Source organism: Paraclostridium dentum (genome assembly GCF_012922555.1).
Taxonomy (GTDB): Bacteria; Bacillota; Clostridia; order Peptostreptococcales; family Peptostreptococcaceae; genus Paraclostridium; species Paraclostridium dentum.
In genome coordinates, this window is the sequence record NZ_WIPK01000003.1 from 1 (window position 1) to 24454 (window position 24454).

Annotated in this window: 16 protein-coding genes and 2 rRNA genes; 9 read left to right on the plus strand and 9 right to left on the minus strand. The window is 31.2% G+C overall.

The features are described 5' to 3' along the window. The 5 genes from GFJ41_RS07610 to uvrA form a co-directional block, all read left to right on the plus strand. A 23S ribosomal RNA gene (locus GFJ41_RS07610) occupies nucleotides 1–744 on the plus strand; the annotation flags it as partial. 60 nt (nucleotides 745–804) lie between these two features. Next, nucleotides 805–921, plus strand: a 5S ribosomal RNA gene (gene rrf, locus GFJ41_RS07615). 619 nt (nucleotides 922–1540) lie between these two features. Then, nucleotides 1541–1957 (plus strand): acyl-CoA thioesterase, encoded by a 417-nt coding sequence (locus tag GFJ41_RS07620; RefSeq protein ID WP_035117202.1) that lies wholly within the window; start codon nucleotides 1541–1543, stop codon nucleotides 1955–1957. Nucleotides 1958–2336: 379 nt separating this feature from the next. Beyond that, nucleotides 2337–4304, plus strand: a complete 1968-nt coding sequence (gene uvrB / locus GFJ41_RS07625; protein WP_150886705.1) for an excinuclease ABC subunit UvrB — start codon at nucleotides 2337–2339, stop codon at nucleotides 4302–4304. 35 nt (nucleotides 4305–4339) lie between these two features. Continuing rightward, nucleotides 4340–7168 carry an excinuclease ABC subunit UvrA gene (gene uvrA / locus GFJ41_RS07630; protein ID WP_035117201.1) on the plus strand — a complete coding sequence of 943 codons (2829 nt, stop codon included), beginning with the start codon at nucleotides 4340–4342 and terminating at the stop codon, nucleotides 7166–7168. A gap of 47 nt (nucleotides 7169–7215) precedes the next feature. Here uvrA and GFJ41_RS07635 read toward each other — a convergent pair whose 3' ends face one another. The 5 genes from GFJ41_RS07635 to GFJ41_RS07655 form a co-directional block, all read right to left on the minus strand. Continuing rightward, on the minus strand, nucleotides 7216–8169 hold the full coding sequence (locus GFJ41_RS07635; RefSeq protein WP_021430148.1) for an ABC transporter ATP-binding protein: 954 nt from the start codon (nucleotides 8167–8169) through the stop codon (nucleotides 7216–7218). Further along, on the minus strand, nucleotides 8162–9202 hold the full coding sequence (locus tag GFJ41_RS07640) for an ABC transporter ATP-binding protein (RefSeq protein ID WP_035117200.1): 1041 nt from the start codon (nucleotides 9200–9202) through the stop codon (nucleotides 8162–8164). The genes GFJ41_RS07635 and GFJ41_RS07640 overlap by 8 nt, the downstream gene beginning before the upstream one ends. A gap of 11 nt (nucleotides 9203–9213) precedes the next feature. After that, nucleotides 9214–10275 (minus strand): oligopeptide ABC transporter permease, encoded by a 1062-nt coding sequence (gene opp3C, locus GFJ41_RS07645; RefSeq protein ID WP_170075024.1) that lies wholly within the window; start codon nucleotides 10273–10275, stop codon nucleotides 9214–9216. Then, complete coding sequence (locus GFJ41_RS07650) at nucleotides 10275–11219, minus strand: ABC transporter permease (RefSeq protein WP_021430151.1); 945 nt, start codon at nucleotides 11217–11219, stop codon at nucleotides 10275–10277. The genes opp3C and GFJ41_RS07650 overlap by 1 nt, the downstream gene beginning before the upstream one ends. Before the next feature lie 121 nt (nucleotides 11220–11340). Next, on the minus strand, nucleotides 11341–11700 hold the full coding sequence (locus GFJ41_RS07655; RefSeq protein WP_035117199.1) for a DUF3899 domain-containing protein: 360 nt from the start codon (nucleotides 11698–11700) through the stop codon (nucleotides 11341–11343). 327 nt (nucleotides 11701–12027) lie between these two features. Here GFJ41_RS07655 and GFJ41_RS07660 point away from each other — a divergent pair, with 327 nt between their 5' ends. The 4 genes from GFJ41_RS07660 (at nucleotide 12028) to hprK (ending at nucleotide 18523) form a co-directional block, all read left to right on the plus strand. Then, on the plus strand, nucleotides 12028–13707 hold the full coding sequence (locus tag GFJ41_RS07660) for an ABC transporter substrate-binding protein (protein WP_052169216.1): 1680 nt from the start codon (nucleotides 12028–12030) through the stop codon (nucleotides 13705–13707). Nucleotides 13708–13884: 177 nt separating this feature from the next. Beyond that, nucleotides 13885–15546, plus strand: a complete 1662-nt coding sequence (locus GFJ41_RS07665; protein WP_085282918.1) for an ABC transporter substrate-binding protein — start codon at nucleotides 13885–13887, stop codon at nucleotides 15544–15546. 192 nt (nucleotides 15547–15738) lie between these two features. After that, nucleotides 15739–17550 (plus strand): excinuclease ABC subunit UvrC, encoded by a 1812-nt coding sequence (gene uvrC, locus GFJ41_RS07670; RefSeq protein WP_035117198.1) that lies wholly within the window; start codon nucleotides 15739–15741, stop codon nucleotides 17548–17550. Nucleotides 17551–17575: 25 nt separating this feature from the next. After that, on the plus strand, nucleotides 17576–18523 hold the full coding sequence (gene hprK / locus GFJ41_RS07675; protein WP_021430144.1) for an HPr(Ser) kinase/phosphatase: 948 nt from the start codon (nucleotides 17576–17578) through the stop codon (nucleotides 18521–18523). Between the two features lie 51 nt (nucleotides 18524–18574). Here hprK and GFJ41_RS07680 read toward each other — a convergent pair whose 3' ends face one another. From GFJ41_RS07680 to cls, 4 genes are all read right to left on the minus strand, one after another. Next, on the minus strand, nucleotides 18575–20347 hold the full coding sequence (locus GFJ41_RS07680; protein WP_035117197.1) for an NADH-dependent [FeFe] hydrogenase, group A6: 1773 nt from the start codon (nucleotides 20345–20347) through the stop codon (nucleotides 18575–18577). A gap of 12 nt (nucleotides 20348–20359) precedes the next feature. Continuing rightward, the gene (locus GFJ41_RS07685; protein WP_170075025.1) at nucleotides 20360–22234 is read right to left on the minus strand and encodes an NADH-quinone oxidoreductase subunit NuoF; all 1875 of its coding nucleotides are present in this window, start codon (nucleotides 22232–22234) and stop codon (nucleotides 20360–20362) included. Between the two features lie 19 nt (nucleotides 22235–22253). Continuing rightward, the gene (locus GFJ41_RS07690) at nucleotides 22254–22751 is read right to left on the minus strand and encodes an NADH-quinone oxidoreductase subunit NuoE family protein (protein WP_170075026.1); all 498 of its coding nucleotides are present in this window, start codon (nucleotides 22749–22751) and stop codon (nucleotides 22254–22256) included. Nucleotides 22752–22940: 189 nt separating this feature from the next. Beyond that, nucleotides 22941–24425: a cardiolipin synthase gene (cls, locus tag GFJ41_RS07695; RefSeq protein ID WP_170075027.1), complete on the minus strand. Its 1485-nt coding sequence runs from the start codon at nucleotides 24423–24425 to the stop codon at nucleotides 22941–22943. Nucleotides 24426–24454 lie beyond the last annotated feature (29 nt).

Below are 24454 nucleotides of genomic sequence, written 5' to 3' on the forward strand. Positions count from 1 at the left end.
GGTGGAGCCATCCTTGGGATACCACCCTTGTAGTACTGAGATTCTAACCAGATACCTTGAATCAGGTATTGGGACACTGTCAGGTGGGCAGTTTGACTGGGGCGGTCGCCTCCCAAAGAGTAACGGAGGCGCTCAAAGGTTCTCTCAGCACGGTCGGAAATCGTGCGTAGAGTGTAAAGGCAGAAGAGAGCTTGATTGCAAGACATACAGGTCGAGCAAGGACGAAAGTCGGACTTAGTGATCCGGTGGTTCCGCATGGAAGGGCCATCGCTCAACGGATAAAAGCTACCCTGGGGATAACAGGCTTATCTCCCCCAAGAGTCCACATCGACGGGGAGGTTTGGCACCTCGATGTCGGCTCATCACATCCTGGGGCTGTAGTAGGTCCCAAGGGTTGGGCTGTTCGCCCATTAAAGTGGTACGCGAGCTGGGTTCAGAACGTCGTGAGACAGTTCGGTCCCTATCCGTCGCAGGCGTAGGAAATTTGAGGAGACCTGTCCTTAGTACGAGAGGACCGGGATGGACGTACCTCTGGTGTACCAGTTGTTCTGCCAAGGGCATGGCTGGGTAGCTATGTACGGAATGGATAAGCGCTGAAAGCATCTAAGCGCGAAGCCAACTTCAAGATAAGATTTCCCACCGTAAGGGTAAGATCCCAGGAAGACTACCTGGTTGATAGGTCGGAGGTGTAAGTGCAGCAATGTATGTAGCTTACCGATACTAATAGATCGAGGACTTGACCAAGATTATTTAATCTTATAAATGTTATTCAGTTTTTAGAGTACTAACTCTAAATAAAGATTATGCGGTTATTACAGCAAAGAGGATACACCTGTTCCCATTCCGAACACAGAAGTTAAGCTCTTTAGCGCCGATGGTACTTGGTGGGAAGCTGCCTGGGAGAGTAGGACGTAGCCGCGTAATCTTTTTTATTTTACGGAAATTGTAGTGTGGTTGATATTTAGTTTGCGCTTGGGTCATAAAGCTGAAAAGATGCTTTAAATGACCACTTCGCTGCAAACTAAATATCAACCACTTTTTTGATGTGTAAAATATAAAAGAATTACACTTGTACGAGAGTGGATTAAATGATAAGAGAAAATGCTTTGAATGACCTCGGCATTGCAAACTAAACCTTAACCACTTTTTATTGTGTAAAATAAAGAAGAATTACGCTTGTACTGTATGAGTTAAATGATAAGGAAAGATGCTTTAAAATGACTTCTGCATTGTAACTTAATACTAACCACTTTTTTGATGTGTAAAATATAAAAAGACTACGCTTAAATAAAAATAAATAAAAAAGTTTTAAAATAATGTATATAAATCTTAGAATCGGACATTATATAAGTATAAATAAATACTCAATCTCCCCCATTTAAGAGGTCTCTATCCCCCATAGAGGCCTCATTTTTTTATAAATGTTTGTAAAAAAAATTTAACAAAAAACATGTTGTATATTGCTATTTTTACGTATAGTATAATTAGTATATAAGAAAAGTCTTATACATTAACTAAGATATACCAGGGGGGTATTTATATGGAGTTTTACGATACACATAGACTTGTTAAAAGTGAAGATTTAAATCACCATGGGACATTATTTGCAGGAAGGATGACAGAGTGGTTTGTTGAGAGTTGTTTTATAACAGTAGCAAATGAATATGGACATCCTGAAAATTTAGTTTGTTTAAAAGTACATGAAGTTAAATTTACAAAACCTATAAAAAAAGGTGATATTATAAAAATAAAATCAGCAATTGTATATGCTGGTAAAACTAGTTTGACTGTTTATGGAAAAGTTATTAGAGATGGAAGTATTATAGTTGAAGGATTTTTAACTTTTGTATGTGTAGATGAAAATGGAGCTAAGATGCCTCATAATATAGTACTAGAAGAACCAACAAACGAGGAAGATATAAAGATTTTAGAACAAGTTAAAAATTTAAGGAAATAATTTACATAAATAAAAAGAGATATCTTTATATAAAGATATCTCTTTTTATTTATGTAAATTTTAGTTAATGAAAATTCATTTATAATATATAAAATTATCTATAAAATAGTAATATTTTTATTTAAAAAGATTTTTAAACAATGGAGAAAGCTGCCTAGATAATGGGTAAATTAGTTTATGGAGTATATATTTAAAACTTTAAATTTAGGAATATTAAGTAATTTCCATAAACACTATCTCAAATGAAGTAAATTTTTAAATAAAAATATTTAAAATACTTTAAATAAGAGAATATTAATATAGAGTGAAAAAAATTTAAAACCTATGTTATAATTAAGATATTATAATGTGAACTAATGTTCGGTTAGGAGTGGATATTGTGGAATTTAAAATTCAATCGGAATATAAGCCTACAGGTGACCAACCTGAAGCTATAGATAAAATTACAGATGCTTTAAATAGAAATGAAAAGTTCAATACATTACTTGGAGTTACGGGATCAGGAAAGACTTTTACCATGGCTAATATAATAAAAAACGTAAATAAGCCTACTTTAATAATAGCTCATAATAAAACTTTAGCAGCACAACTTTATAGTGAGTTTAAGGAATTTTTCCCAGAGAATGCGGTTGAGTATTTTGTAAGTTACTATGATTATTATCAACCTGAGGCCTATGTAGCACATAGTGATACGTATATAGAAAAAGATGCAAGTATAAATGATGAGATAGATAAATTACGACATTCAGCAACTGCTGCAGTTTTAGAAAGAAGAGATTGTATAATAATTTCTTCTGTATCATGTATATATGGATTAGGGGATCCAGAAGATTATAAAAAACTTATGGTTTCTTTAAGACCAGGTATGGAGAAAGATAGAGATGAAATCATAAAAAAATTAATAGAGATACAATATGAAAGAAATGATGTTAATTTCACACGTGGAACTTTTAGAGTTAGAGGTGATATTCTAGAGATATTCCCAGCTAATACCGATGAAAGAGCTATTAGAATAGAATTTTTTGGAGATGAAATAGATAGAATAACAGAGATAGACTATTTAACAGGAAAACTTGTAGGGCTTAGAAATCATGTAGTTATATTCCCGGCATCTCACTATGTTACAACACCAGAAAGAATAGATAAAGCAATAATTGACATTCAAAAAGAATTGAAAGATAGAGTAGATTATTTTAAAGAAAATGATAAATTAGTTGAAGCACAAAGAATAGACCAAAGAACTAGATATGATATAGAAATGTTAAAAGAGATAGGGTTCTGCCAGGGGATAGAAAATTATTCTAGACATATAACAGGAAGAGAACCGGGAGAAAAACCATATACATTAATGGACTTCTTCCCAGATGACTTTTTAATCATAGTTGATGAATCTCACGTAACAGTTCCTCAAGTAAGAGGTATGTATGCAGGCGATAGGTCAAGAAAATCGTCTCTTATAGATAATGGTTTTAGATTACCTTCAGCTTATGATAATAGACCTTTAAACTTTAATGAATTTGAGGAGAATATAAATCAAATACTATTTGTAACTGCAACTCCAGGACCTTATGAAATAGAACATTCAACTACAATAGCAGAACAAATAATAAGACCTACTGGACTTTTAGATCCAATAATTGAAGTAAGACCTATAAATAATCAAATTGATAATTTAGTTGGAGAAATAAACTCTATTACAGAAAAAGGAGAAAGAGTTCTTATAACTACTTTAACTAAAAAGATGAGTGAGGATTTGACTAATTATCTTAAAGATATAGGGATTAAAGTTAAGTACTTACATTCAGACATAGATACATTAGAAAGAATAGAAATAATAAGGGATTTAAGATTAGGTAAATTTGACGTATTAGTGGGTATAAACTTATTAAGAGAAGGTTTAGATATCCCAGAAGTTTCGCTAGTTGCAATACTAGATGCTGATAAAGAAGGTTTCCTAAGATCAGAAACTTCTCTTATACAAACTATAGGTAGAGCAGCTAGAAATTCAAATGGAAAAGTTATAATGTATGCAGATAAGATAACTAGATCTATGCAAAGTGCTATAGAAGAGACAAAGAGAAGAAGAGAAATACAGATGCATTATAATGAGGTTAATAATATTGTTCCGACAACAATTCAAAAAGGAATAAGAAAAGGAATAGAAGCAACGGTCGTTGCAGATGAAGAAGCTGTTTATGGAGATATAAATGAAAATAATGAAGATAGTATAAGAGAATCAATAGAAAATCTTAAAGTAGAAATGATGGAAGCTGCACAAAATCTTCAATTTGAGAGAGCCGCACAATTAAGAGATAAGATAAAAGAATTAGAAGATAAATTAAATTAATTACTTATAAAGTTGAGTATGAAAGGAAAAAGTATATGAATGATAAAATTATAATAAAAGGAGCTAAAGAGCATAATTTAAAAAATGTAGATTTAACTTTGCCTAGAGATAAATTTATTGTTTTTACTGGTCTTTCAGGATCGGGGAAATCATCTTTAGCTTTTGACACTATATATGCAGAAGGACAAAGAAGATACGTAGAGAGTCTATCTGCATATGCTAGACAATTCTTAGGTCAAATGGAAAAACCTAATGTAGAGTATATTGAAGGATTATCACCAGCTATATCAATAGATCAGAAAACAACATCAAAAAATCCTCGTTCTACAGTAGGTACAGTAACAGAAATATATGATTATTTAAGATTATTATTTGCAAGAGTCGGCGAAGTATATTGCCCAACATGTGGGAAAAAGATAAGTCAAATGACAGTACAAGAAATAGTAGATAAGATGATGGATTTCCCAGAAAGAACTAAGTTACAAATATTATCACCTGTAGTTAGAGGCCAAAAGGGAACGCATAAGAAAGTTATTGAAAACATAAAAAAAGAGGGATTTGTAAGATTAAGAGTAGATGGAACTAATTATGAAGTTACAGATGAAATAGATTTAAATAAAAACCAAAAACATAATATAGAGGTAGTAGTTGATAGAATTGTGATGAAAGATGGTATAGAAAATAGATTAGCTGATTCTATAGAAACTGCTGTAAAGCTATCTGAAGGTTTAGTTATAGCTCAAATAATAGATGGAGAAGAAATTCTTTATTCAACTAAATTTGCATGCCCAGAACATGGTATAGGAATAGAGGAGTTATCTCCTAGAATGTTCTCTTTCAACAGTCCTTTTGGAGCTTGTGACACATGTAATGGATTAGGTGAGAGTAAAGAGGTTGATCCAGATCTAGTAGTTCCAAATAAAGAACTTTCTATAAAACAAGGGGCTATAGCTGCTTGGGGTTCAGTTGGAACTAATGATGATACTTACTATAGTAAAATGGTAAAGAGTTTAGCTGAAAAATTTAATGTGGATTTAGCTACTCCATTTAAAGATTTACCTGAAGAATTTGTTCAAGAGCTACTTTATGGGCATGATAATGTTATGGTTGAATTTGTATATGAATCAAAGTATGGAGGAAACAGATTATACAAAGCTCCATTTGAAGGTGTAATAGTAAACTTAGAGAGAAGATATAGAGAAACAAACTCAGAACATTCTAGAGAAAAAATAGAAGAGTTTATGGGAGAAAGACCTTGTCCTAAGTGTAAAGGAAATAGATTAAGAAAAGAAGTTTTATCTGTACTAGTAGATAATAAAAATATAATGGAAGTAACTGATTACTCAGTTAATGAGCTTATAGAATATATTGAAAATATAAACCTAACAGATAAGCAAAAGTTCATAGCTCATGAGATTTTAAAGGAAATAAAAGCTAGAGCATCATTCTTAAGAGATGTTGGACTAGATTATTTAAACTTATCTAGAAAGGCTGGTACATTATCAGGAGGAGAAGCTCAACGTATTAGATTAGCGACACAAATTGGTTCAGCTCTTGTAGGAGTATTATATGTTTTAGATGAGCCTAGTATAGGATTACACCAAAGAGATAATGACAGATTAATAAAAACTTTAAGACATTTAACTGATATAGGAAATACTCTTATAGTTGTAGAACATGATGAAGATACAATGAGGGAAGCTGATTATATAGTAGATATAGGTCCTGGAGCAGGAGTTCATGGTGGAGAAATAGTAGCAGAAGGAGCTCTTGATGAAATACTTAGAAATCCTAACTCATTAACAGGACAATATTTAAGTGGCAAAAAGATTATACCAATACCTGAAACTACAAGAGAAGGAAATGGTAATTTCATAGAGGTAGTTAAAGCATCAGAAAATAATTTAAAAAATATAAATGCTAAAATTCCATTAGGAAAGTTTACTTGTATTACAGGTGTATCTGGATCAGGAAAAAGTACATTAATTAATGATATTTTATATAAAGGTATAGCTACAAAAGTTAACAGATTAAGAGATAAGCCAGGTAAACATAAAGAAATAAAAGGAATAGAAAATATAGATAAGATAATAAATATAGATCAAAGTCCAATAGGAAGAACTCCGCGTTCAAATCCTGCAACTTATACAGGTGTATTTGATTTAATAAGAGATTTATTTGCATCAACTAATGAAGCTAAAGCTAGAGGATATCAAAAAGGAAGATTCAGTTTTAATGTTAAAGGTGGAAGATGTGAAGCTTGTAAAGGTGATGGGATAATAAAAATAGAAATGCATTTCTTACCGGATGTTTATGTTCCTTGTGAAATATGTAAGGGAGAAAGATACAACAGAGAAACTCTTCAGGTTAAATATAAAGATAAAACAATATCAGATGTTTTAGATATGAATGTTGAAGAAGCTTCAGCTTTCTTTGAGAACATACCAACAATAAAAAGAAAATTAGATACTCTTATGGATGTTGGGCTTTCATATATAAAATTAGGACAACCATCGACTCAATTATCAGGAGGAGAAGCTCAACGTATTAAACTAGCAACAGAGTTAAGTAAAAGAGCTACAGGAAAAACTTTATATATATTAGATGAGCCAACGACAGGACTTCATATGGCTGATGTAGATAAATTAATAACTGTACTGCAAAGGCTAGCAGATACAGGAAATACTATAGTTGTCATAGAACATAATTTAGATGTTATAAAAACATGTGATTATATAATAGATCTTGGACCAGAAGGTGGAGATAAGGGTGGAAAAATAATTGCAACAGGAACACCGGAAGAAGTTTCTAAAAAGCCAGGTTCATATACAGGATTATTCTTAAAAAAATACTTTGAGAAATAAAATAAAGGAGATGTCTTAAATTTAAGACATCTCCTTTTTAAATTTAATTAGTTAGTAGCTTCTCGATCAGCTAATTCTTTTTCATATTTTTCCATTTCAGGATCAGAACCGAAAATAAAATGTCCTGGTCTTATTTCAACCCATTTAGGTTTATGTTCAGAATAATCATGAACACTAGGATCATATTTTATACGAACTCTATGTCTTTCATGCTCTGGATCTGGAAGTGGTATAGCTGATAACAATGATTTTGTATAAGGGTGTAGAGGATTAGCATAAAGTTCTTCAGAAGTAGTTAACTCAACTAATCTTCCGTGATGCATAACTCCAATACGATCACTTATATATTTAACCATTGAAAGGTCATGAGCTATAAATAAATAAGTTAAGCCTTTTTCTTTTTGCAACTTTCTAAGTAAGTTAACAACTTGAGCTTGGATAGAAACATCAAGAGCAGATATAGGTTCGTCAGCTATTATAAACTTAGGTTCTATAGCTAATGAACGGGCTATACCTATACGCTGTCTTTGACCTCCAGAGAACTCATGAGGATATCTTCCTGCATGTTGTTCATTTAATCCAACAGTTCTTAATAATTCATAAACAGTCTTAGTTCTTTCCTCCTTTGTTTTACATAATCCATGTATATCAAGACCTTCAGCTATTATATCCATAACGGTCATACGAGGATTAAGACAAGCCATAGGATCTTGGAATATCATTTGCATATTTTTATTTACAAATGATTTAATATTTTTATCTAATTTTTTACTTGATATATTTTTACCATCAAATACTATTTCACCAGCAGTAGGGTCATATAATCTTATTATAGCTCTACCAGTAGTAGATTTACCAGAACCAGACTCTCCAACAAGACCAAAAGTTTCACCTTCATAAATATGAAAACTTATATCATCAACAGCTTTTACAACTGTACTTTTATCTATTGGAAAGTATTGCTTAAGATTTTTAACTTCTAATAGTTTTTTCTTAGTCATTTGAAGACACCTTCTTTCTTCCTATACTTGCAGGTCTTTCTATTTTAGGAGCTAAAGGGTGTAATAACCATGTAGCAGCACTATGAGTTTCACTTATTTTAAACATAGGAGGCTCTGCAACAAAATCTATTTTAAGAGCATTTGTATTACGTAAGGCAAAAGCATCACCCTCAGGCGGATTCATTAAATCTGGAGGTGTACCTGGTATATTATATAAATCATTTTCACCAACATCTAAACTAGGCATAGAAGCTAGTAGCCCCCAAGTATATGGATGTTGAGGATTATAGAATACATCATCAGAAGTACCGACTTCTATTATTTTACCAGCGTACATAACAGCAACTCTATCTGCCATATTTGCAACAACACCAAGGTCATGAGTTATAAATATAACAGCAACTCCAGTTTTCTTTTGAATATCTTTTATAAGTTCTAGTATTTGAGCTTGTATAGTAACATCAAGAGCTGTAGTAGGCTCATCCGCTATAAGGATTTTAGGATTACAAGCAAGAGCAATGGCTATAACTATACGTTGACGCATACCACCTGAGAATTGATGCGGATATTGTTTCGCTCTCTTTTCAGGGAAAGGTATACCAACAAGGTCTATAAGTTCAATAGCTTTTTTCATTGCTTCATCTTTAGATAATCCTTGATGTTTTATTATACCTTCTGCTATTTGCTTACCAATAGTAGTAGTAGGGTTTAATGAAGTCATAGGGTCTTGGAATATCATTGCTATATCTTTACCCCTTATAGATTCCATTTCTTTTTCTGGTAATTTTGCTAAATTTTTTCCGTTAAATAAAATTTCGCCTTCTTTTATAATAGCATTTGAAGACATTATTCTCATAATAGTTTTACAGGCAACAGATTTACCAGAACCTGATTCTCCAACTATCGCGAGAGTTTCTCCTTTATGTAGATCAAAAGTAACATTTCTTACGGCTTGAACTTCACCACCAAAAGTTTTGAAGTGAACCTTTAAATTCTTAACTTGTAACAATTTTTCTTTTTCCACAAAACTCATCCCCTTTCTAACTATTGATTACGCATTTTAGGGTCAACAGCATCCCTTAATCCATCAGCAAGTAAGTTTAAACTAAATATTAATAAACATATTACCATTGAAGGTATAAACATCATATACGGATTTGTTTGTAACTGTTTAAATCCATCGTTTATCAATACTCCTAATGATGCATATGGAGGTTGCAGTCCTAACCCTATAAAACTTAAGAATGCTTCATAGAATATAGCAGAAGGTAATGAGAACATCATCATAACAACTACGGGCCCTATTATATTAGGGAATAAGTGTTTTACAATTATCTTCTTATCAGATGCACCTAATGTTCTAGAAGCTAAAACGAACTCTTGATTCTTAATTCTAAGAACGTGAGAACGAACTATTCTAGACATTCCGGTCCATCCGGAGATCGCCATTGCAAGGGACATTGATAAAACACCTGGTTCAAATACTAAGATAAATAATGTAAGTATAACTAAACTAGGTATACCAGTCAGTATTTCAATAAAACGTTGCATATACATATCTACTTTTCCACCGTAATAAGCAGAAACACCACCATAAGTAACACCGATTAATAAATCATAAATAGCAGCTAGTATAGCTATAAAAAGAGATACTCTAGCTCCAGTCCAAGTACGAGTCCATAAGTCACGTCCTAAGTCATCTGTACCAAACCAGTGATTAACTCCATCTTCTACACCTTTTTGTTTGTATGAATCAACTCTTTCTTGAGTTCCATCAAATTTTTTCTCTATTTTAGTACCGTCCATGATTCCTAAAGAAGAAACAACAGGCATTCTTGGAGGTAATTTAGCATGACGTAAATTTTGTTGATCATAAGCATATTCATTAAACATTGGGCCAAATATAGTAAGAAAACATATTATAGATAATATGATTAAACCTGTAAGGGCCCCTTTATTTCTAAACAGCCTTTTTCTAGCATCTTGCCAAAATGTTAAACTTGGTCTAGTTATAGCTTCATGCTGAGTCATATCAGCAGGACTGACTTCAAATAAGTCAGCAGTAAGTTGAACTTCTTTACCATCAATAATAACTTTATCTATCATTAAGCTTTCCCCCCTGCAACACGAATTCTAGGATCGATTATTCCATAAAGGATGTCAACTAATAAGATAACTCCTATATAAAGTGCACTATAGAATATAGAAACACCTGATATACAGAATAGGTCATTAGTAGTTATAGATGATACTAATAAATCTCCTAATCCAGGAACAGCGAAAACTTTTTCAACAACTAGAGAACCAGTAAGCAGACCAACAGTTAAAGGTCCAAGCATAGTTACAACTGGTATTAAAGCATTTCTTAAAGCATGTTTTACTATTACAGCGGCTTTAGTTAAACCTTTAGATTTTGCAGTTACTATATAATCTGCATTTAAAACTTCAACAAGTTCAGTTCTAGTAAAACGAGCTATACTTGCTATAGAAAAAAATGCTAATGCTATAGATGGTAAAACAGTCCAAGCATATCTAAAATCTGAGCCTATAGGCATACCCCAAGTAACTGGGAAAATTTGATGTCGTGTAGTTAAGTACAATTGCAATAGTGCGGCTAAAACGAATGATGGAACAGAAACTCCTAAAACAGAAATTACAGTTGCAAAGTAATCCCAGAAAGTATTCTTTTTAAGTGCAGCTACTATACCTAAAGTTAAACCAACCACACTTCCTATTACTAGCGCTTGAGCACCTAACATAGCAGAAGGTTTTAAACGAGTACTTATTAAATCCTCAACCTTTTTATTGTCATACTTGAAAGATCTTCCTAAATCACCTGTAAAAACTCCTGTCATATATCTTACATATTGAACTGGGACAGGTGCATCCAAACCATACTGCTTGTTAATCATTTCGACTTGTTGTGCATTCAACTTCTCGTCGTTAAATGGGCTTCCAGGTAATAATCTTACCAAGAAAAATGTAACAGAAATAACGATTAGTAGTGTCATAAGCATAAGAGTAAGACGTTTTAAAATATAGCGACCCATCGCTACACCCCCTTGAATAAAATAGTATTAATTTAAAAATAAATTCTGATATGTATTAATATCAGAATTTTGAAACTATTTGAAATGTAGTTTTATTAAGTTTATGATGCATTATGTAAACTTATGAATAAATTGTGAAACTTATTATTAACGTGCTTAAAGATATGATTAAACCTGATGATAAAAGTGAATTTGTGTTAGTAAAATGGTATCTTCTTTTTATATAATCATCTATATCTATATTTCCTTCAGACAACAAGCCTCTGCTTTTTTGAATTTGATTACAAACTTTATTATATGCATAAATTGTTAAATTAAAAAAACCTTGTTCTGTAACATAAAAGAAAATTCCTAGTGTTAAATAAAATAGTCCTATCATGAAAGATGAATTTATAAAAGAAAATCTTTCAAAACCATTAAAAAAACAATATGAAAAACTTATAACTAAATTTAATATAATTAACATATTAAATTTTTTCAAAATATTAATCCTCCCATCCGATTTTAAATTTATAACGGTACTGAAATTAGTTTTATTATAATATTAGTACGGTTTTGCAAAAAAAACAATAATTTATATAAAAAATTTACAATATTTAAAAAATTTAATTAAAGGGTTTTATTGAATAAAGTCTAATTTTAATTAATATAAATTAATATGAGCATAATAAAATGTAATTTGCATGACAAAAAATAAAGTATGTCTAAAAAATAAATATTCAAAAAATAATGACATTTTAAAAAAATTATCCTATAATGTAAATTAATAAATTAATATGGTTGAAATAACCAATAAGGGGGATGTGTTATGGTTTTAAAGAAAAAAATGGCTGTAATGTGTGCAACATCTGCAATAGCTGTTATGGCGTTAGTTGGATGTAGTAGCACAGGAGGGAATACATCTGGTGGAGGCAGCAGCACAGGAAAAGGGGAAGGTAAAGTATCAGATGTTCTTGCGAATAAAAATGCTAGAGCTGCAATTGCTATGTCGGTTGATAGACAAGCAATGTGCGATACTATATTAAATAATGGAACAATACCGGCGTCATACTATGTAGCGGAAAAATTAGCATATAATGAAGCGGGCAAAGATTATAGAGAAGTAGCTGGAAAAATGGGATATGAGCACAACAAAGAAGAAGCTGCTAAACTATGGGAAAAAGCTAAAGAAGAAGTTGGCTTTGATACAGTAAAATTAGAATTATTATCATTTGATTCTGAAAGTAGTAAAAGAACAGCTGAATTTATGCAATCAGAACTTCAAAGTGCTCTTCCAGGATTAACAGTTGAAATAAAGTCACAACCATTTAAACAAAAACTTGATTTAGAAAGTAAAGGCGATTTTGATTTATCTTATGCATCTTGGAATCCAGATTATCCAGATCCATTAACATTCTTAGAAACTATGCAACCAGGAATACAATATGCTAAAAATACAAGTTATAAAAATGATGAATATAATAAGCTTATAGAAGAAGCTAAAAATTCAGAAACTCAAGATGCGAGTTGGGCTAAATATGCAGAAGCTGAAAAAATGATGTTAGATGATGCATACCTAGTTCCATTGGTACAACAAGGATCTTCATATTTACAAAAACCGTATGTAAGCGGAAGACTTACTCCATCGTTTGGAGTTCCAGCAATATACAATTGGGTAGAATTAGGTGAAGGTAAAAAAGAACTTAACATAACAAATACTTCAGATATACCTACATTAGATATAAGTAAAGCTGAAGACACAGTTTCATCAGAAGTACTTATGAATACTATGGAAGGCTTAGTTAAACAAGATAAAGATGGTAAGTTAGCTCCAGGAGTTGCTGAGAAGTGGGAAAAATCAGAAGATGGTAAATCATGGACTTTCCATTTAAGAAAAGATGCTAAATGGTCAAATGGAGATCCAGTAACAGCTAAAGATTTTGAATACTCATGGAAAAGAACTTTAGACCCAGCAACAGCATCAACTTATGGATTCATTATGTATGATATAGTAGGTGCGAAAGATTACAACTTAGGAAAAACTGATAATGCAGATGGAGTAGGAATAAAAGCAGTAGATGATTATACATTAAAAGTAGATCTAGTAAGACCAGTTCACTACTTTGATAGTTTAATGTTCTTCAAATCATTCTTACCACAAAATGAAAAAGCTATAAAAGAGTTTGGAAGTGAGTACGGAACTGCATCAGATAAGGTTGTTTATAATGGACCATTTACACTAAGCAACTGGAAAATAGAAGATATGTACACAATGAGTAAAAACCCTAATTACTGGGATGCAAGTTCAGTTAAGATAGATAAAATAAATACTAAGATAGTTAAAGATGCAAATGCAGCTCTTAACTTATATGAAACAGGATCTATAGATATAGCAATATTAAATTCTGAAAATGTTGATAAATACAAAGATTCTCCAGAATTTAAAACAACATTAAAAGCTTCAGTAAACTTCTTCCAAATAAATGGAGGTAAAGGTGCTAGTAAGTAATCTTTAGTTAAAATTTAAAATAGCAGGAATGTATCAAAAGTTATATATTCCTGCTATTTTATTATAAAAATATAAATCTAGGAATTAAGGACAAATTTAGGCACATATAATATAAAAACATATATATGCATTATCACAAAAGTACTTAAAAATTAACTTATTTGGGGAGGTAATTCAATGGTTTTTAAAAAGAAAATGGCCTTAATGAGTGCTACTGCAGCAATAACTGTAATGAGTATGGTTGGATGTAGTAACAGTGGTGGTTCTTCATCAGGAAGTGGAGCAGCAGGAGATCCATATGAAGTGCTTGCTAACAAAAATGCAAGAGCAGCTATATCTATGGCTATAGACAAAGAAACTCTATGTGACACAATAATAAATAATGGATGTACAGCAGCTGACTATATAGTTGCAGAAAAATTAGCTTTTAATGAAGATGGCAAGGATTATAGAGAAGTAGCTGGAGACATGGGTTATAAATACAACAAAGAAGAAGCAACTAAACTATGGGAAAAAGCTAAAGAAGAGGTTGGATTTGATACTGTAACATTAGAATTATTATCATTTGACTCAGAAAGTGCTAAAAAAGAAGTTGAGTTTATGCAAGCAGAACTTCAAAATGCATTACCAGGATTAAAAGTAGAGATAAAAGTACAGCCATTTAAACAAAAACTTGCATTAGAAGAAAAGGGAGATTTCCAACTTACTCATTCAGGGTGGTCACCAGATTACCCAGACCCACTAACATTCTTAGAGACTATGCAAAGTGGATTACAATATGCTAAGAACACAGGATATAGTAATCCAGAATATGATAAACTTTTAGAAGAAGGTAAAACAGCTGGAAGTCAAAAAGAAAGTTGGGAAAAATATGCAAAAGCTGAAAAGATGATGTTAGAAGATGGATTCTTATCTCCTCTTTACCAAAAAGGTGTATCTTACCTTCAAAAACCATATGTAAGTGGAAGACTTACTCCAACTTTTGGAGTTGATGCAATATATAACTGGGTAGAATTAGGAGAAGGTAAAAAAGAACTTAACTTATCTCTTACATCAGATATACCTACATTGGATATAAGTAAGGCTACAGATACAGTTTCATCAGAAGTATTGATGAATACTATGGAAGGATTAGTTAAACAAGATAAAGATGGTAAGCTAATTCCAGGAACTGCTGAGAAATGGGAAAAGTCAGAAGACGGTAAGTCATGGACTTTCCATTTAAGAAAAGATGCTAAATGGTCAAATGGAGACCCAGTAACGGCTAAAGACTTTGAATATTCATGGAAGAGAACTTTAGATCCAGCTACAGCATCAACTTACGGATTCATTATGTATGATATAGTAGGAGCTAAAGATTTCAATTTAGGAAAAACAGATAATGCAGATGGTGTAGGAATAAAAGCAGTAGATGATTATACATTAAAAGTAGATTTAGTAAGACCAGTTCACTATTTTGATAGTTTAATGTTCTTCAAATCATTCTTACCACAAAATGAAAAGGCTGTAAAAGAATTCGGAAGTGAGTACGGAACTGCGGCAGATAAGATATACTATAATGGACCATTTACATTAAGCAATTGGAAAATAGAAGATGTATTTACAATGAGTAAAAATCCAGATTATTGGGATGCAAGCTCAGTTAAGATAGATAAAGTAAATACTAAGATAGTTAAAGATGCAAATGCAGCTCTTAATTTATATGAGACAGGATCTATAGATATAGTAGGATTAACTTCTGAAAATGTTGATAAATACAAAGATTCTCCAGAGTTTAAAACAAGAGAATCTGCAGGAACATATTTCTTACAAGTTAATGGAGGAAAAGCAAAGAAATAAAAAATTTGAATATAAAGTAATTTAAATTAGAAGGATAAATATAAGGTAGACTTTAAGCTATAAAAGGCTTTTAAAGTTATTAAAACTTGTATTTATCCTTCTTTAATTATTTTAAGACTTACTTTAAATATCTTATTATTTGAATGTAATTTAGGGTATAATTTTATTATAAATTAAAGCCGAGGTGAAATAATGTTTGATATACAAGAACAGTTAAAAAAGCTTCCAGCAGAACCTGGGGTTTATTTAATGAAAAATGAAAATGATAAGATTATATATGTTGGAAAAGCTATATCTCTTAAAAATAGAGTAAGGCAATATTTCCAATCCTCTAAAAATCATACATCGAAAGTAAAATCAATGGTGAAGAACATTGCCAAATTTGAATATATAATAACAGATTCAGAATTAGAAGCATTAATTTTAGAATGTAATTTGATAAAGCAATACAGACCTAAGTATAATGTGCTTCTTAGAGATGATAAGACATACCCATATATAAAAGTAACTGTAAATGAAGATTATCCAAGGGTTTTAAAAGTAAGAAAGGTTTTAAAGGATAAGGCTAAATATTTTGGGCCATATACAAATATAACTGCTGTAAATGATACTCTTGAGATAATAAGAAATACGTATCCTATAAGAACATGTAATATAGATATAGAAAAAGCAATAGCAAATAAAGTTCGCCCATGTTTAAATAAACATATTAAAAAATGTATAGGACCATGCACAGGTGAAGTAAGTAAAGAAGAATATAATAAAATGATAGAGGAAGTAATTTTGTTTTTATCTGGAAAAGAAGAAAGATTAATAGAAATTTTAAAAGAAAAAATGAATAAATGTGCAATGGATTTTAATTTTGAAGATGCAGCAATTTATAGAGATAAAATTAGAAGTTTAGAAGATATGGTTCAAAAACAAAAAATAGACTCAGGAACTTCAGATTTAAATCAAGATATAATAGCTATGGCAAGAGCACATGACGAAGCTTGTGTACAAGTGTTTTTTATAAGAAATGGAAAAATAGTAGGAAGAGAACATTTTATTTTAGAAGGTGTTATGGATAGTTCTCGTAAATCTATTTTATCATCTTTTGTTAAACAGTTTTATATATCTCAAGATTATATACCTAAAGAAATTATAATAGAAGATGAGATAGAAGATAGTTTTGTTTTAGAAGAATGGTTAACAGATAAAAAAGGTCAAAAGGTAAACATAAAGGTTCCTCAGAAGGGTGACAAGAAGAACTTGATAGAAATGGTTAGAAAAAATGCTATTGAATATCTAGAAAAGTTCTCAAATCTAAATAAATTAAAGTATCAAAAGAGTATAGGTGCTCTTGAAGAACTTAAAAATATTTTAGGGTTGAAAGATACACCAAAACGAATAGAATCATTTGATATATCAAATATACAAGGTGTAGATTCTATTGGATCAATGGTTGTATTTACAGATGGTAAAAAGGATAAAAAAGAGTATAGAAGATATAAGATAAAAACAGTTGAAGGTCCAAATGATTATGACTCTATGGCAGAAATAGTGGAAAGAAGAATGAAGTATGAAAACTTTCCAGATTTAATACTGTTAGATGGGGGAAAAGGTCAAGTAAGCGCAGTTAAAAAAGTTTTAGACAGATATGGTGTCAATATTCCTCTATGGGGCATGTATAAAGACGATAAACATAGAACAAAAGGATTAATTTCCCAGGAAAAAGAAATAGAACTCGATAAAACATCTAATTTGTATAGATTTGTAGCAAGCATACAAGAAGAGGTTCACAACTATGCTATTTCATATCATAGAAGTTTAAGGAATAAATCTTTGACAAAATCAGTGTTAGATGATATACAAGGAATAGGAGAAAAAAGAAAGAAAGCATTATTGAGTCACTTTAAAAGCATAGAAGAAATAAAAGTTGCTAGTTTCGAAGATTTATTAGAAGTAGAGGGAATGAATAAGTCTTCAGCAGAAAGTGTATTTAAATTTTTTAACAACAAATAACTTTTATAAAGGAGTAAATTACACAATGGAAATAGATAATGAGAGAAGTGAAAAGTCAGTTTCAATTAGGCAATTAATAAAAGATTTAGATTTAGAAGTAGTAAATTTACCTGATGATGTAGAATATTATGTTCACTATCAAGATATACACAGACCAGGTTTACAGTTTGCAGGTTATTTTGAACACTTTACTTATGATAGAATCCAAATAGTAGGAAGAACAGAATACACTTATTTTAGTCATATGGATAAGAATGTGAGAAGGTCGGTTCTAGATAAATTTTTTAGTTATGAAGTTCCAGCTTTAATAGTTTCTAGGGGTTTAACAGTAAAAGATGATGTTATAGAAATGGCTAAAAAACATAATAGAGTAGTTTTAGCAACAAAGCGTAATACTACAAGATTAATAAATAAATTATCTAATTACCTAGACTCAAAATTATCTCCTACAACTACTATACATGGGGTTTTAGTTGATGTATTTGGAGTTGGAGTGTTAATAAGAGGGGAAAGTAGTGTTGGTAAATCAGAAACAGCGTTAGAACTAGTTCAAAGAGGACATAGATTAATAGCAGATGATGCAGTAGAAATAACTAAAGTTGATGAGAATATACTTATGGGACAAGCTCCAGAAGTATTAAGACACTTTATGGAAATAAGAGGAATAGGTATAATAGATGTAAGAAGCATGTATGGAATAGGTGCTGTTAAAGATTCTAAGGTTATAGATTTAGTTATACGATTAGAATCTTGGAATGATAAGACTTATTATGATAGACTAGGATTAGATAAAGAGTATGAGGAAATATTAGGAATAGATGTAGAAAAACTAATAGTTCCAGTAAAACCAGGAAGAAATACAGCTATGATTTTGGAAGTTGCAGCTATGAACTTTAGACAAAAGCGTATGGGATATGATGCAGCAAAAGAGTTTACAAAGAAGTTAGCGACTTTAATAGATAAAAATAAATAAGGTGTGACGATTTGTCATACCTTATTTTTATGTTTAATATAAGCAAATTTACTATTCAGTAGCTTTAGCTAATTCTTCATCACATTCGAAAAAGTTGCTTTTATCGAAGTAGTGAGTATGAAGATATTTATGAGCTAAATCACCACATGGATTACCTAAAAACTCGTCATATAGTGTATTTACTGCAGGATTTTTATGAGATTTACGGATTTCTTTGTTAGAATCTATATTGTATAATCCTTCAGATCTTGATTTAACTATAGAATAATCTCCGCGGTGATAAGGTTGACCTGCTCCTGCTATACATCCTCCAGGACAAGCCATTATTTCTATTATGTGGTATTTAGAATTACCAGCTTTAACATCATCCATTATTTTCTTTGCATTTCCTAAACTACTAGCAGCGCAAACATTTATTATTGAGTCTCCAATAGTAATACTAGCTTCTTTTATTCCATCAAGACCTCTAACAGATTTAAAATCTAAACTTTCTAGTTCTTGACCAGTAACCCATTCGTAAGATGTACGAAGAGCAGCTTCTAATACGCCTCCTGTAGTACCGAATATATCGGCTGCACCTGTAGATTCGCCCATTGGATTATCGAAATTTTCATCATCTAAATTTAAAAAATCTATTCCAGATTCTTTTATCATTTTAGCAAGTTCTCTAGTAGTGATAGATACGTCAACATCTAAAATACCATCATTTCCTAGTTCAGTTCTAGAAACTTCATATTTTTTTGCGATACAAGGCATAATAGAAACTACAGTTATATCTTTAGGAGATATATTTATTTTAGAAGTAAAGTAGTTTTTAGCTATAGCTCCAAACATGTTTTGAGGAGACTTACAGCTAGAAGCTAAATTTAAACATTCAGGATAATGGTGTTCTAAGTAGTTTATCCAAGCAGGGCAGCAACTTGTTAAAATTGGTAAATTTTTATTTTCCTTTAATCTATTTATAAATTCAGAAGCCTCTTCAAGTATAGTTATATCAGCTGCAAAGTTTGTATCAAATACATATTTAAAACCTAATAACTTAAGAGCAGAAACCATCTTTCCAGTAGTTATAGTACCTGGAGCAAGCCCAAATTCTTCACCTAAAGCAACTCTTACAGCTGGAGCAACTTGAACCACTGTTGTCTTTTTAGGGTTATTAATCTCATCCCAAACTAAATCTATATTATTAACTTCAGATAAAGCTCCTGTAGGACAGACAGCAACGCATTGCCCGCAGAAAGAACAGTTAGTTTTAGCCATATCTTCGTTAAAGAATGTAGATACCATAGTTTCAAATCCACGATTAACTCCTGATAAAACTCCTACCTTTTGTATTTCACTACACATAGTTTCACATCTTCTGCAAAGTATGCATTTATCATGGTTTTTAACTATAGACTTACTAGAATTATCAATTCCTAAATTAGTTTTTTCACCTTGATAAGTTATATTTCTTACTCCTAAGTCATGAGCAATAGTTTGAAGTTCGCAATTTCCATTTTTATCACAAACCAAACAATCTTGAGGATGGTCTGATAATAAAAGTTCAACCACAGTTCTTCTTGCATTTAAAGCACGAGGAGTATTAGTTTGAACTTCCATACCTTCCTTAACATTAGTAGCACAAGCAGGTACTAAACCTCTTTTAGTATCAACCATACATACACGGCAAGAAGCGCATTTATTATGCATATTTATTTCATCCATATGAAGATGACATAATGTTGGAATTTTTATATTTAATTTTTTAGCTGCATCAAGTATTGTAGTTTCGTTCTCAACAGATATATTTTTACCATTTATAGTTAAATTAACTAGACTCATCGATTATCCCCCTTATCTCTTAATTATTGCATTAAATTTACAGTTGTCCATGCAAGCTCCACATTTCAAACATTTTGATACATCTATTTCATGCTTTTCTTTAACTGAACCAGATATACATCCAGCAGGGCAAACTTTAGAACATTTTGTACACCCTATACATGAATCAGTTATAACAAAGTTTAATAGTGCTTGACATTTGCCAGAAGGACATTTTTTATCAATAACATGAGATTTATATTCATCATAGAAATAGTTAAGAGTACTTAGAACTGGGTTAGGAGCAGATTTTCCTAATCCACATAAAGATGTACTTACTATAGTTTTAGATAAATTTTCTAAATCTATTAAATCTTGTTCAGTACCTTTTCCATCTGTTATTTTTGTTAATATTTCAAGTAGTCTCTTATTACCTATACGACAAGGTGTACATTTACCGCAAGATTCTTCGACTGTGAATCCTAAGAAGAACTTGGCGATATCAACCATACAGTCAGTATCATCTAAAATAAGCATACCTCCTGAACCCATCATAGAACCTAGGTTACTTAAATTATCAAAATCTATAGGAGTATCTAAGTAATCAGAAGGAATACAACCTCCAGATGGACCACCTGTAAGTACTGCTTTAAACTCTCGACCATCCGGTATACCACCGCCTATATTATATATTACATCTCTTAGAGTTGTACCCATTGGTATTTCAACAAGTCCTACATTATTTATCTTTCCTCCAAGAGCAAAAACTTTAGTTCCAGAAGATTTTTCAGTTCCTATATTTTTATACCAATTACCGCCATTGCTCAAAATAGGAGGTATATTGGCAAAAGTCTCAACGTTATTTGCACAAGTTGGAACATCCCAAAGACCTTTTTTAGTTGAGCTATAAGTTTTCATTCTAGGCTCTCCACGATTACCTTCTATTGATCTCATTAATGCTGTACCTTCACCACAGACGAATGCACCAGCTCCGTATTTAAGTTCTATATTAAAGTTAAAATCAGTTCCTAATATATTATTACCAAGAAGTCCTAAATTTTTAGCTTGAGATATAGCTAGTTGAAGTCTTTCTATAGCAAGTGGATATTCAGCTCTTATATAAATATAACCAGTATCTGAACCTACTGCATAACCACAAATAGCCATAGCCTCTAGGACTTTATGCGGGTCTCCTTCTAATATAGATCTATCCATAAATGCACCAGGATCACCTTCATCTGCATTACAAACAACATACTTTTGATCAGAGATAGATTTTCTAGTAGCTTCCCATTTTATTCCTGTTGGGAATCCTGCACCGCCTCTACCTCTAAGTCCTGAAATTTTTACTTCTTCTATAACTTGTTCAGGTGTTAACTCAGTTATACATTTACCAAGCGTTAAGTAACCATCGTTTGCTATATAATCTTCAACTTTTTCAGGATTTATATATCCACAATTATGTAGAGCTATACGCATTTGTTGTTTATAAAAAGAAATATCCTCAGAAGCATGTACCTTTTTATTTTCTGAAGCTTCCAAATACAACAATCTATCTACTACATTTCCTTTTACTAAATGTTCTTGAACAATTTCTTTGGCATCATCGGCACTAACTTTTACATAAAAAACGTTATCAGGATGAACCTTAACAATTGGACCTTGAGCACAAAAACCAAAACAACCTGTTAAAGATACACTCACAATATCTTCTAAACCTGCATTTTTTATTTCGGCTTTCAGACTATCGATTATAGGCATACTATTTGCAGCTCTACAGCCTGTATCTCCACAAACTAGTAATTCTTTTTTACTATTTTCATGGATTGTATTATTTCTTAAAGATAAATTTGGTTTTAACTCATCGATTAGATCTCTTAACTCATTAAATGACTTTATTTTACTCATCTATTCCCTTCCCCCTTAATTAACAAGTAGCTTCTATTTGTTTATATTCAGCTATTATATCTTTTACTTGACCAACCTTAACTTGACCATAAACTTTTCCATTTACAACAACTACAGGAGCTAGGCCACAAGCTCCAACACATCTAAGACCTTCAAGAGAGAACATAAGGTCAGATGTAGTTTCCCCAGATTTAATCCCCAATTGTTTTTCAAATTCAGAAAGTATTTTGTCTGCACCTTTTACGAAACAAACCGTGCCTAGACAGACACTTATCTTATATTCACCTTTTTGTTCAGTGGTAAAGTAAGAGTAAAAACTTACAACACCATAAACTTTAGCTGGTGATACATCTAATTTTTTTGCAATATGAAGTTGCACTTCTTTTGGTAAATAACCAAATAGACCTTGTGCATGGTGTAAAACTTGAATTAGAGCCCCTTTTTTAGTAGGTAAAGAATCTATAAATTCATCTAATTCTTCAAATACATCATTGTTACATTGAGAACATCTACACATACAGAACCTCCTTGATATTAAACTAAAACTTTATTTTATAATATATTAATATATTTGTCGTGATATACATATTATAGCGTATTTACTATAAAGTTTTTACCAAATTTCTAAATTTTCAAAAAATAAAAAAATAACAAAAAATAAAATAAAAACACCCAAAATAATATATTTATTTTAGGTGTTTTTGTTTTATAAAACAGGAGATAGAAGCCTTGATATAGATTCTTTAAACTGAATAACTCTAGATCTGTTATCATACATTTCCTGAGTTACTTGTACACATTTTTCTATATCTGACTCAAATATCTCTTTTTGTTTAATTGCAACATCAGAGCAATACATAAATGCATTGACTTCAAAATTAAGTTCAAAACTACGGATATCCATATTCGCAGTACCTATAGAACAAATTGAGTCATCTATAACCACTGTTTTTGAATGAAGAAAAGCATTCTTATCATAAGTATAAATTTTAGCTCCAAATTTTAAAAGTTCTCCAGCATAAGAATAGCTTGCCCAATATACAAATGGATGATCTGGTTTAGATGGAATCATTATTCTTACATCTACACCTGATAAACATGCTATTTTTAGAGCATCAAGCAAAGAACTATTTAATATAAGATATGGAGATTGGATATATAAATATTTTTTAGCTTTTTGAATCATTTTTAAGTATCCATATTTAATCTCATCTATTTCTGATAAATCAGGACCGCTATTAACTATTTGTATTCCTACATTGCCGTTATACGGATTAATATCATCATTTAAATATTTAGTAAAACTAATATCTTCATGAGTAGTATATCTCCAGTCCATCATAAATCTAAGATTTAAATCATTTACTGCAGATCCTACTATTTTAGTATGAGTATCTCTCCAGTAACCAAACTTAGGATCTTTTCCTAAGTACTCATCCCCAACATTAAATCCACCAACAAATCCTACTTCGCCGTCGATTACAACTATTTTACGGTGATTTCTAAAGTTTAAGTTGAAGTTTATTATCTTTAAGAATGAAGGGAAGAAAGCTCCGATCTTACCCCCAGCTTTTCTTAGCCTTTGAATTCCTTTTTCAGATAAAAGTCTACTTCCAACTGTATCATATAGAAGTCTAACCTCTACACCTTCAGAAAGTTTTTCAATAAGAATATCTAAAATTTCATTTCCTATTCCATCGTCTTTAAAAATATAAAACTCAATATGAATATATTTTTTAGCTTTTTTTAATTGAGCTTTTAATTCATCAAAGAATTCGTAACCATCAGTATAAATTGAAACTTTATTGTTTGTAGTATATGGAGCGCTATTTAAGGTAGCTAAAGAGTAAATCATATCTCTATGTTCTACTATACTAGGTTCAAATTTCTCTGAGTACTGTAAGAAATCTGCAGATTCAATCATTCTGCTTTTTAATTTTTTATCTTCCTCTTTTTTTAATTTGAACATATTAACTTTGTTCATTTTTCTACCAAACACTATATATAAAACAAAACCTGCTGGAGGAACTATTGTTAAAATTAAAATCCAAGCAACTGAAGATTCTATACTTCTTCTTTCTCTAAATATCATATTAAGAATGACTAAAAAGTTAATAACATATAGAGCTATAACCAAAAATTCATATGAAAAAATTACAGATAAAATGATAATCCCCTCCTTGAAATGCATTTTACGTAATTGGATAATTATATTAATTA

Excerpts from the sequence above, each read along its gene's own strand:
- GFJ41_RS07685 (WP_170075025.1), bottom strand. The coding sequence starts at position 22,234 with ATGAGTAAAATAAAGTCATTTAATGAGTTAAGAGATCTAATCGATGAG.
- hprK (WP_021430144.1), top strand. The coding sequence starts at position 17,576 with ATGGAAATAGATAATGAGAGAAGTGAAAAGTCAGTTTCAATTAGGCAA.
- uvrA (WP_035117201.1), top strand. The coding sequence starts at position 4,340 with ATGAATGATAAAATTATAATAAAAGGAGCTAAAGAGCATAATTTAAAA.
- cls (WP_170075027.1), bottom strand. The coding sequence starts at position 24,425 with ATGCATTTCAAGGAGGGGATTATCATTTTATCTGTAATTTTTTCATAT.
- GFJ41_RS07650 (WP_021430151.1), bottom strand. The coding sequence starts at position 11,219 with ATGGGTCGCTATATTTTAAAACGTCTTACTCTTATGCTTATGACACTA.
- GFJ41_RS07635 (WP_021430148.1), bottom strand. The coding sequence starts at position 8,169 with ATGACTAAGAAAAAACTATTAGAAGTTAAAAATCTTAAGCAATACTTT.
- GFJ41_RS07665 (WP_085282918.1), top strand. The coding sequence starts at position 13,885 with ATGGTTTTTAAAAAGAAAATGGCCTTAATGAGTGCTACTGCAGCAATA.
- GFJ41_RS07640 (WP_035117200.1), bottom strand. The coding sequence starts at position 9,202 with ATGAGTTTTGTGGAAAAAGAAAAATTGTTACAAGTTAAGAATTTAAAG.
- GFJ41_RS07680 (WP_035117197.1), bottom strand. The coding sequence starts at position 20,347 with ATGAGTCTAGTTAATTTAACTATAAATGGTAAAAATATATCTGTTGAG.
- GFJ41_RS07690 (WP_170075026.1), bottom strand. The coding sequence starts at position 22,751 with ATGTGTAGATGTTCTCAATGTAACAATGATGTATTTGAAGAATTAGAT.
- GFJ41_RS07620 (WP_035117202.1), top strand. The coding sequence starts at position 1,541 with ATGGAGTTTTACGATACACATAGACTTGTTAAAAGTGAAGATTTAAAT.
- GFJ41_RS07660 (WP_052169216.1), top strand. The coding sequence starts at position 12,028 with ATGGTTTTAAAGAAAAAAATGGCTGTAATGTGTGCAACATCTGCAATA.
- opp3C (WP_170075024.1), bottom strand. The coding sequence starts at position 10,275 with ATGATAGATAAAGTTATTATTGATGGTAAAGAAGTTCAACTTACTGCT.
- uvrC (WP_035117198.1), top strand. The coding sequence starts at position 15,739 with ATGTTTGATATACAAGAACAGTTAAAAAAGCTTCCAGCAGAACCTGGG.